Annotated in this window: 8 protein-coding genes; all 8 read right to left on the reverse strand. The window is 69.7% G+C overall.

The window, feature by feature from the left end:
• Positions 1–71: 71 nt before the first annotated feature.
• Complete coding sequence (locus GFH49_RS08225) at positions 72–611, reverse strand: adenine phosphoribosyltransferase (protein WP_155055133.1); 540 nt, start codon at positions 609–611, stop codon at positions 72–74.
• Positions 608–1,762, reverse strand: coding sequence for a protein translocase subunit SecF (secF, locus tag GFH49_RS08230; RefSeq protein WP_155055134.1), 1,155 nt, complete (start codon positions 1,760–1,762; stop codon positions 608–610). The genes GFH49_RS08225 and secF overlap by 4 nt, the downstream gene beginning before the upstream one ends.
• Before the next feature lies 1 nt (position 1,763).
• Complete coding sequence (secD, locus tag GFH49_RS08235) at positions 1,764–3,578, reverse strand: protein translocase subunit SecD (RefSeq protein WP_155055135.1); 1,815 nt, start codon at positions 3,576–3,578, stop codon at positions 1,764–1,766.
• Between the two features lie 131 nt (positions 3,579–3,709).
• Positions 3,710–4,189, reverse strand: a complete 480-nt coding sequence (gene yajC, locus GFH49_RS08240) for a preprotein translocase subunit YajC (RefSeq protein ID WP_155055136.1) — start codon at positions 4,187–4,189, stop codon at positions 3,710–3,712.
• Positions 4,190–4,363: 174 nt separating this feature from the next.
• On the reverse strand, positions 4,364–5,434 hold the full coding sequence (gene ruvB, locus GFH49_RS08245; RefSeq protein ID WP_155055137.1) for a Holliday junction branch migration DNA helicase RuvB: 1,071 nt from the start codon (positions 5,432–5,434) through the stop codon (positions 4,364–4,366).
• Between the two features lie 24 nt (positions 5,435–5,458).
• Positions 5,459–6,064, reverse strand: a complete 606-nt coding sequence (gene ruvA, locus GFH49_RS08250) for a Holliday junction branch migration protein RuvA (protein WP_155055138.1) — start codon at positions 6,062–6,064, stop codon at positions 5,459–5,461.
• Positions 6,061–6,606, reverse strand: a complete 546-nt coding sequence (ruvC, locus tag GFH49_RS08255) for a crossover junction endodeoxyribonuclease RuvC (RefSeq protein WP_155055139.1) — start codon at positions 6,604–6,606, stop codon at positions 6,061–6,063. The genes ruvA and ruvC overlap by 4 nt, the downstream gene beginning before the upstream one ends.
• 146 nt (positions 6,607–6,752) lie before the next feature.
• Entirely contained in the window at positions 6,753–8,006 is a 1,254-nt protein-coding gene (gene ltrA / locus GFH49_RS08260) for a group II intron reverse transcriptase/maturase (protein ID WP_230396118.1), read from the reverse strand.
• Between the last annotated feature and the right edge of the window lie 603 nt (positions 8,007–8,609).

Consider the following 8,609-nt stretch of genomic DNA (forward strand, 5'->3'; position numbering starts at 1 on the left):
GTTCGTCGGCGACTGACGCACGGGAAACGGCCGTCCCGGTGGACCGGGACGGCCGTTCGTCGCAGCGGTGGTCAGACCTTGAGCAGGGACTCCAGCGGGGCGCCCGCGAGGGACGGTTCCAGGCGGGCGCGGCCGCCCAGGAAGCCGAGTTCCATGAGGACCGCGACGCCCGCGGGCTCGGCGCCCGCGCGGCGGATCAGCTGGAGCGAGGCCTCGGCGGTGCCGCCGGTGGCGAGGACGTCATCGACGACGAGGACGCGGTCGGCCCCGGTGAGGTCCTCGGCGTGCACCTCGATCTCGGCCGAGCCGTACTCCAGGTCGTACGCCTGGCTGAGGGTGGCTCCGGGGAGCTTGCCCGCCTTGCGTACGGGGATGAAGCCGAGGCCGGCGCGGACGGCGACCGGGGCGCCGAGGATGAATCCGCGGGCCTCCAGGCCGACGACCTTCGTCGCGTTCGTCCGCTCGGCCACCTGCGCGAGGGCGTCGGTGAGGGCGGTGAACGCCGCCGGGTCCGCCAGGAGCGGGGTGATGTCCTTGAACATCACGCCCGGCTCCGGGTAGTCGGCCACATCACGGATGCGGCTGAGCAGCAGCTCTTCGATGTCGGTCATCGGCGCTTCCCGGAGGGGCGGCCACCGCGGCCCCGGTTGCGGTGCGCGGCCTGATTGCGGTGCGCGGCCTGGTTGCGGGGAGCGGCCTGGTTGCGCGGGCCGACGACGGCCGGAGTGGCGTCCTCCGGCTCCTCGGCGGGCGGCCCGTCGATGATCTCGGCGGCCACGGTCTCGCCCTGCGCGGCGGCCTGCGCCCGCTTGGCGAGGACGCGCTTCCTGAGGGCCTTCATCTGCGGCTCGCGCTCCTTGAGGTCGGCGACGAGCGGCGTGGCGATGAAGATCGAGGAGTACGCACCGGCCGCGAGGCCGACGAAGAGCGACAGCGAGATGTCGTTGAGCATGCCGGCGCCGAGGAAGCCGCCGCCGATGAACAGCAGGCCGGCGACCGGCAGCAGCGCGACCACCGTGGTGTTGATGGAACGCATCAGTGTGCTGTTGATCGAGTTGTTGGCGATGTCGCTGTACGTCCAGCGGGTCTGCTTGGTGAGGTCCTTCGTCTGCTCCTTGAGGCTGTCGAAGACGACGACCGTGTCGTAGAGCGAGTAACCGAGGATGGTCAGCAGACCGATCACCGTGCCCGGTGTCACCTCGAAGCCGACGAGGGCGTAGATGCCGACCGTGATGGTGATGTCGTGGATCAGGGCGACCAGTGCGGCGAGGGCCATGCGCCACTCGAACGCGATCGCCAGGTAGATCACGACGAGGACCATGAAGATCGCCAGACCCTGCCAGGCCTTGTCGGCGACCTGGTCACCCCAGCTGGGACCGACGAGATCGGCGTTGATGTCCTCCGAGTTGATCTTCAGATCCTTGGACAACTCGGTCTTGATCTGGTCGGCCCTGTCGGTGTCGATGCCGGCGATCTGGATGCGCAGGCCGCCGGTTCCCAGCTCCTGGACGATCGCGTCGTGACCCGACGCGCCTTCCGCTGCCTCCTCGGCCTGGGAGACCGAGGCGCTGGTCTTCGGGGTGGTGAAGACCGCGCCGCCCTGGAACTCGATGCCCTGGTTCAGACCGCGCACCGCCAGTCCGACGATCGCGGTGATGGTGATCAGGATCGAGAGGCCGTACCAGATCTTGCGGTTGCGGACGAAGTCGTAGCCGACCTCGCCGCGGTGGAGCCGGGCGCTGAGGTTGCCGAGCTTCGACATCTCACGCCTCCTTCGGGTCGACAGGGCCGGCGGTGGGACGGGCGGGACCGCGCGTGCGGCGCAGCGGGGGCTTGGCGCCCAGGGCCTTCGGGTCGAGGCCGGACCACTTGTGGCCGTTCGCGAAGAACTTCTTGCGCGCCAGGATCGTCATCAGCGGCTTGGTGAACAGGAAGACGACGACAACGTCGAGCACGGTGGTCAGACCCAGTGTGAACGCGAAGCCCTGGACCTTGCCGACGGTGACGGTGAACAGCACGGCGGCGGCGAGGAACGACACGAAGTCGGAGACCAGGATGGTGCGCCGGGCGCGCGGCCAGGCCCGCTCCACGGCGGGCCTGAGCGACCGGCCCTCGCGGATCTCGTCCCGGATCCGTTCGAAGAACACGATGAACGAGTCCGCTGTGATGCCGATCGCGACGATGGCACCGCACACGGCCGGCAGGTTCAGCGCGAAGCCGATGGCCGGGCCGAGCAGCGCCATGATCACGTAGGTGAGGATCGCGGAGACCAGCAGCGACGGAATGGCGATGATCGACAGGCCGCGGTAGAAGAGCAGCAGGTAGATGATGACCAGGGCGATGCCGATCGCGCCCGCGATCAGGCCGGCCTGCAGCTGCTCACCGCCGAGGGCGGCGGTCACTGTGGTGACGCTGTCCTCCTTGAAGGTCAGCGGCAGGGCGCCGTACGACAGCATGTTGGCGAGGCTCTGGGCCGACTCCTGGTTGAAGTTGCCGGAGATCTCCGCACTGCCGCCGGTCAGCGCCTGGTCGACGTACGGGTCGGAGACGACTTCGCCGTCCAGGACGATGGCGAACTGGTTCTGCGGGGACTGGTTCTGGGCCAGCTGGCCGGTGATGTCGGCGAACTTGTCGCTACCGGCACCCGTGAACTCCATGGTGACGGTCCAGCCCGCACCGGTCTGCGTGTTGAAGACGGCCTCGGCCTTGTCGACGTCGGTGCCGTCGACCTCGGCGGGGCCGAGGATGTACTTCTGCCACTGGCCCTGCGAGTTCTGGCCGCAGGCCACGGTCGTGGCGGCGGGCTTGGCGCCCTCGCCCGCCGTGGACCGGGCCTCCTCGTTGGTGCAGTCGAGCGCGTCGTACTCCGCCTGGATCCTGCTGGCTTCGTCGTCCGCCGAGGCACTGCCGCTCGGGGACGGGGAGGCGCTGGCGGACGGCGACGCGGAGTCGCTGGCGGACGTTGAGGCGGAGTCGCTGGGCGTGGGGTCGGCCTTCAGCGCGTCGGTGGCCGGGCGTCCCTGCGTGGTGGAGGACGCCGAGGGGGTGGCGGACGGGGACGCGGACGAGGACGCCTTGTCGTCGGCGGTGGAGTCGCTTGAGGGGCTGCTGGAGGCGCTGCCCGAGGGGCTGCTGGAAGCGCTGGGCGACGGGCTGGCTGCGGCGGCGCCGGAGACCTCGGTGGCCAGGACGGGACGGAAGTACAGCTTGGCGGTGGTGCCGACCTGCTCCCGGGCCTCCTCGGAGTTCGTGCCCTTGGGGATGTTGACGATGATGTTGCGAGAGCCCTGGGTCTGGACCTCTGCCTCAGAGACGCCAAGACCGTTGACACGGCGGTTCATGATGTCGACCGCGGTGTCCATGTTCTTCTGGTTGATCGCGGACTGGTCGCCGTCCTCGGGCTCCGCGCGGAGCGTGATGCTCGTGCCGCCGGCCAGGTCGATGCCGAGACGCGGAGTGGTGTGTCCGGAGGCGAACATTCCGCCGGTGAGCGCCACGATGGCGATCAGGATCAGGGCCAGCGAGCGCCCCGGCTTGCTCTGGGCGTTCGCGCTCCGGCCCTTCTTAGGTGCTGCCACCTTCTCGTACTCCCTCTCGGGCCGCCTCGTGCCGCGCGGCGGACGGGCGGCCATGACATGGTGTCGGGATCCCCAACGAGCTTCGCATGTTCCGGGGCGCGCGCGAGCGGCCCGCGCACCCCGGCGTATGACTACTTCGCGTCGGAGTCGCCGTCGGTCTTCTTCGGCTCCTCGTCCGCCTTGGTCTCGGCGGCCGTGGTCTCGGCGGCCGGCTCCTCGTCCGCGTCGTTCTTGCCCAGGTCGACCGGCGTGTCGTCGGAGTCGGCGGACTCCGGGGCGGTGAGGGAGGAGGGGTCATCGGGGACGATGTCGCTCTTCAGGTCGTGCTCGATGCCGTGGACGATGCGGTTGTACTCGTCGTCGCTCAGGACGGCACCGATCGCGTTCTTCGCGAAGAGCAGTTCGACGCCCGGGCCCGCGTCGACGAGGACCGTGTCCTCGTTGACCTCCTTGACCGTGGCGTACATGCCCCCGATCGTGCGGACGCCGCTGCCGGGCTGCATTTGGTTCCGCATGTCGGCCGCCTGCTGCTGCTTCTTCTTGGCCGACCGGGTCATCAGGAACATGGCCCCGATGAGCACGATGAACGGGAGGAGGGTCACGAGACTCACGGGTCGGTACTTCCTTCATGCGACCGCGATGGTGAGCGGCCTGATGGCTGGGGGTCTGTACGCCGCCGACAAAGGCGGCATCGGCGGAGTCTAAGCGAGTCCGCGCGCAAGGAACAACGCTCAGCATGGCACCGGGGTTCCTGTCGGGCCAATGCCCTCGCCGTCAGGCCGCCCTCACGTCCCGAACAGGTCCTGTTGTCCGTTTCCCGCCCCGGCCGGGCGGGGCGGGGTGAGGCCGAGATGCGCCCATGCGGCGGGCGTCGCCACCCGGCCGCGGGGCGTGCGGGCCAGCAGCCCCTCCCGGACGAGGAACGGCTCGGCGACCTCTTCCACGGTCTCCCGCTCCTCCCCCACCGCGACGGCGAGTGTCGACAGCCCGACCGGGCCGCCGCCGAAGAGCTTGAGCAGCGCTTCGAGGACGCCCCGGTCGAGCCGGTCGAGGCCGCGGGCATCGACCTCGTAGACCTTCAGCGCCACCGAGGCGATGTCGCGGGTGATGATGCCGTCGGCCTTGACCTGTGCGTAGTCGCGGACGCGGCGCAGCAGGCGGTTGGCGATACGGGGTGTGCCGCGGGAGCGGCCGGCGATCTCGGCGGCGCCGTCGGACTCGATCTCGACGTCGAGGAGGTGCGCGGAGCGGTGGATGACGCGCTCCAGTTCTGCGGGCTCGTAGAACTCCATGTGCGCGGTGAAGCCGAAGCGGTCGCGCAGCGGGGGCGGCAGCAGACCCGCGCGTGTGGTGGCGCCGACCAGGGTGAAGGGGGGCAGTTCGAGCGGGATGGCGGTGGCGCCCGGGCCCTTGCCGACGATGACGTCGACGCGGAAGTCCTCCATCGCCATGTACAGCATCTCCTCGGCGGGCCGGGACATGCGGTGGATCTCGTCGAGGAAGAGGACCTCGCCCTCCTGGAGCGAGGACAGGATCGCGGCGAGGTCGCCTGCGTGCTGGATGGCGGGGCCGCTGGTGATCCGGATCGGGGCGCCCATCTCGGCCGCGATGATCATCGAGAGGGTGGTCTTGCCGAGGCCGGGGGCGCCGGAGAGCAGCACATGGTCGGCGGTGGCGCCACGCGCGCGTGCGGCGCGCAGGACGAGGTCGAGCTGCTCGCGCACCTTCTCCTGGCCGATGAATTCGTCCAGGTCCTTGGGGCGCAGCGCGGCCTCGACGGCCTGGTCCTCACGGTCGGCGACCGACCCCACCAGCCGCTCGGCGGCGGGGGTGTCGGTCGGGTCGTCCCAGTTCATTGCGTATGCCTCGGGGTCGGGGGGTCAGCGGGCGCGGTTGAGGGTCTGGAGGGCGGCCTTCAGGAGCCGGCCCACTTGCGGGGTGCCGTCTGCCGCCGTGGCCTGCGGGGCCACCGCGGCCACGGCCTCGTCGGCCTCGCGGGTCGCGTAGCCCAGTCCGATCAGCGCGGCGTGCAGCTGCTCTCGCCAGCCGGTGCTGATCGCCGTACCCACCGCGGGGGCACCGATCGGCTCGCCGAGCCGGTCCTTCAGCTCCAGCAGCAGCTTCTGGGCGCCCTTCTTGCCGATGCCGGGGACGGCGGTGAGCGCCTTCTCGTCGGCCGTCGTGACGGCTCGGCGCAGGGCGTCCGGGGAGTGCACGGCGAGCATGGCCTGGGCAAGGCGGGGGCCGACTCCGCTGGCGGTCTGGAGCAGTTCGAAGGTCTGCCGTTCGTCGTCGTCGGCGAAGCCGTACAGGGTGAGGGAGTCCTCTCGGACCACGAGCGAGGTGTGCAGCTTGGCGGGCCTGCCGACGCGGAGCGTGGACAGGGTGTCCGGCGTGCACTGGACGGCCATGCCCACGCCGCCGACCTCGACCACCGCGGCGTCGGGAGCGAGGGCGGCGACCGTGCCGCTGACGAAGGCGATCATGCCGGGCGACCTTTCGAGGCGGTTGTTCTTGCTGCGTGCAGGGCGACAGCCTGCTGGAGCCGGTTCTGGGCGGGAGCGCGCCAGATGTGGCAGATGGCGAGTGCGAGCGCGTCGGCTGCGTCGGCGGGCCTGGGCGGCCCGTCGAGCCGCAGCAGGCGGGTGACCATCGCGCCGACCTGTGCCTTGCCCGCGCGACCGCTGCCGGTGACGGCGGCCTTGACCTCGCTGGGGGTGTGCAGGGCGACGGGGATGCCACGGCGGGCCGCGCAGAGCATGGCCACGGCGCTGGCCTGGGCCGTGCCCATCACCGTGCGTACGTTGTGCTGGCTGAACACCCGCTCCACGGCGAGGAATTCGGGCCGGTGTTCGTCCAGCCACTGCTCGATGCCCTGCTCGACGGCGAGGAGACGGTGCCCCAGGTCCGCGTCCGCGGGCGTGCGGACGACGCCGACGCCGAGCATGGTGAGCGGTCGGCCCGCGACGCCCTCGACGACGCCGACACCGCATCGCGTCAGCCCCGGGTCCACCCCCAGCACACGCACCCCGGACTCCCCTCGATCTCCTCGGCTTCGCTGGGCGTACCCCAGTTCGTGCAGGCTATCCGCTGCCACCGACAATCGGGTAGGAGGGCCGGGTCGCCCGGCCCTCCTCCCACACCACCGGACATGCGGGTCACGCATCCGGCGGTTCACCAAGCTGATCTCAACCGTTGCCAGGTCGGCTTGAGCGTCTTCAGGCCGAGGTCGTCCCAGTAGGAGTTGGGCAGTGCCCGCGCGAGGACGGGGGAGCCCGCGATCCGCCAGTAGCCCTTGCTGCTGTTCCCCCACTCACGGGAGAACTGCTCGTTGAACCCGAGCTTGCGCAGCATGGCCCGGCGGGCCCGGGGGATCTTCCATTCCTTCCAACGGATCTGCCGCATCCTGCGGTGCAGCCACTTGTCCAGCTCGCGGAACAGATGCGCACCGTCCGCGAGCCGGAAGTAGCCCATCCAGCCAACGATGAAGCGGTTGATCTTCGCGATACGTTCGTTCATCGCGATGCTCCACCGGCGCGAGGTCAGCTCCCGCAGCCGCATCTTCAGACGGACGACCGCCTTCGGATCGACGCGGATCCCAACCTTCCCACGCCGGGCAAAATAGAAGCCGAACCCCAGCATCGTCATGACAGAAGCTGGGACCACCTTCGACTTGTCCCGGTTGACCTTCAGTTTCAACCGCTGCTCGACCACGGCCGTGACCGAGGCGAGCACCCGGCAAGCGGCTCGCTTGCTCCGCACGAAGACACGAACGTCGTCTGCGTAACGCACGAACCGGTGACCGCGCTTGAACAACTCCCGGTCCAGGTCGTCGAGCATGATGTTCGACAAGACCGGCGACAGCGGGGAACCCTGGGGGGTCCCCTCCGCGCTCGGCATCCTGATGCCGCCCACCATGATCCCGGCGTCCAGATACCTGCGGATCAGCTTCAAGACCCTGCGGTCATCGACCTTGCGCGCCACCCGCGCCATCAGGACGTCATGCTGAACCCGGTCGAAGAACCGGTCCAGATCAAGGTCCACGACCCAGCGGTGTCCGTCCTCGATGGCCCGCCGCGCGACACGGACCGCCTGATGGGCGGACCGGCCGGGACGGAACCCGAAGGACGACCCCGAAAACTGCGGGTCGAAGATGGGCACGAGCACTTGCGCGATGGCCTGCTGGATCAAGCGGTCCAGCACCCGCGGCACCCCCAGCATCCGCTCACCGCCGCCAGGCTTGGGGATGATCACCTGACGGACCGGCGCCGGCCGGTAGATGCCCGCGTCGAGTTCGGCCCTCACTTCGGGCCAGTGCACCGCGATCCACGGCCTCAGCTCAGCCGTGGTCATGCCGTCCACCCCGGGAGCACCCCGGTTGACTTCAACGCGGTTGAGCGCCGCGAGCAGGTTCTCCTTCGAGAGCATCAACTCCCACAGCGAAGACTCCCGCTCCCGGTGAACGCCCTCCGTGGAGTGCGCCGACCGGCCACTACGCTCCGCCAGGACACTTCCGGAATGCACCGGTCCCTTCCCGGTCGGCACCGCCGAAGCGGACTTACTGCGGTCCACGTGACCAGCACGAGCAACCACCACATCACCCGTTCCACTCGATGTTCGGCCCTTCCCAGCCCGCCACGCACCGGCAGCCATCCCGGCTGGTACTACGACCTCTGCTGACTTCTGCCCGGTCAGCCCGCGCCTCCCGGCACGGACCGTCGGCGCGGCGACAACTTCAGCACAACCGACACCCGGACAGATCTCCCCAGGTAAGAACGATCACTGTCCCTGGATCCCCGCCGCGTTTACGCACTGGCCCTCTTGGCAGTGACGGGCATCGCCTTCTCGTGCAGGCTCACCCGACCAGTACGCCTCATACGCGATTCGCGTTCCTCGGTACCCAGGTCTCGCCTCGGGCTTCCTCCAGACCCCACCTCACGATGACGCCCTTGCCTCCGGCTCGGGGTTAGCACCACCTCTTCCCCCAGGGGACTTCCACCCCCAAGCAATCGCCCATGCTGGGCACACACG

It is taken from the genome of Streptomyces blattellae (assembly GCF_009709555.1).
Lineage (GTDB): Bacteria > Actinomycetota > Actinomycetes > Streptomycetales > Streptomycetaceae > Streptomyces > Streptomyces blattellae.

Coding starts and splice junctions, on each gene's coding strand:
- GFH49_RS08225 (WP_155055133.1), bottom strand. CDS start 611: ATGACCGACATCGAAGAGCTGCTGCTCAGCCGCATCCGTGATGTGGCC.
- secF (WP_155055134.1), bottom strand. CDS start 1,762: ATGTCGAAGCTCGGCAACCTCAGCGCCCGGCTCCACCGCGGCGAGGTC.
- ruvB (WP_155055137.1), bottom strand. CDS start 5,434: ATGAACTGGGACGACCCGACCGACACCCCCGCCGCCGAGCGGCTGGTG.
- ruvA (WP_155055138.1), bottom strand. CDS start 6,064: ATGATCGCCTTCGTCAGCGGCACGGTCGCCGCCCTCGCTCCCGACGCC.
- ltrA (WP_230396118.1), bottom strand. CDS start 8,006: ATGCTCTCGAAGGAGAACCTGCTCGCGGCGCTCAACCGCGTTGAAGTC.